Origin of the sequence: Vibrio genomosp. F10 str. 9ZD137 (assembly GCF_049974785.1) — a bacterium.
Taxonomy (GTDB): Bacteria; Pseudomonadota; Gammaproteobacteria; order Enterobacterales; family Vibrionaceae; genus Vibrio.
Genome location: NZ_JBNGCJ010000969.1, coordinates 1 through 925, shown reverse-complemented (window position 1 = coordinate 925; position 925 = coordinate 1). Strand labels below are relative to the sequence as shown.

Here is a 925-nt window from a genome sequence, read left to right as displayed (position 1 = left end):
TTCACAGGCATGCTTTGTCACGATCTGCGCCGCTTTTTGATCAAATTGCTTCACAACGATGGACTCGTAAAGCTCGATGACTTCCGCATCACTGTGAGACGCGGTTAGGCAATTTTTCCACTTATCAAAACTTGGATTCTCGTCTGACAAACCGCTTTCTTTGGCTACTCGGGTACAGAATGAACGTGCTTTACCAATTCCACCCTCTTGAATTAAAGCGTGACTCTCTTCTTGAGTACTGAAGTGATGGCGGAGCTTTCGTAGCTTCCATAGCTCCTTTCCTATTGCACTAAGACCTAATAACGAGACACCACTGATCAGTGCCGCCCAGCCTAAAGACAGCCAATCCGATGCGCTAATCGCTGTCACTACCGCATCAACCGCTTGCCAACCCAATAAACCACTAAAAGCAATAAATAGAGCTACTGCTAGGCCTTTGGTGCGTTTTTTGGGCTTAATTAATTGCTCCAATTCGAGCTCTGGGCTTTCCTCTTCTACTGATGTAGCCATGGGGGAGAAACTGTCTGGTGAATCAAAGGTTTGTTGTTTATTGAGCACCAGATGCGCGTTTAATTCTTTGCTTGCGTCACCCTCGTTTTCGTAACCACCGCTTGGTTGACCAGCATTGGATGTGTCTAATGACGTCACTAAGGTTTCGTTAAATACCTGTTTATTCTTTAAATCGGTCATCTAAGCTTATCTCCAATGACATACTCTAACGCCTTATCCATCCGAATATGTTCACACGGGCCATATTCACTCTTTGGTTTTGGCAAGAATGAGGTAAATTCAAACCCGGCTTTATCCCAGTAATCAGCGGCGGGAAGTGTATTCGGTAATTCGCCAGGAAATACGGTTAATGCTTCACCTTGTAAGGTTGTCCCTTGTATCGCGGGCATCGTTTTATCGCCTGACCCAATAAAGC

Annotated in this window: 1 protein-coding gene and 1 pseudogene; both read right to left on the bottom strand. The window is 45.3% G+C overall.

The features are described from left to right. A pseudogene (locus ACP45E_RS21005) lies at positions 1-690 on the bottom strand (YcjF family protein); the annotation flags it as partial. Further along, positions 687-925: YcjX family protein (locus tag ACP45E_RS21000; protein ID WP_141707469.1), on the bottom strand; the 239-nt coding region annotated here is incomplete at its 5' end. The gene ACP45E_RS21000 and the pseudogene ACP45E_RS21005, both read right to left, overlap by 4 nt.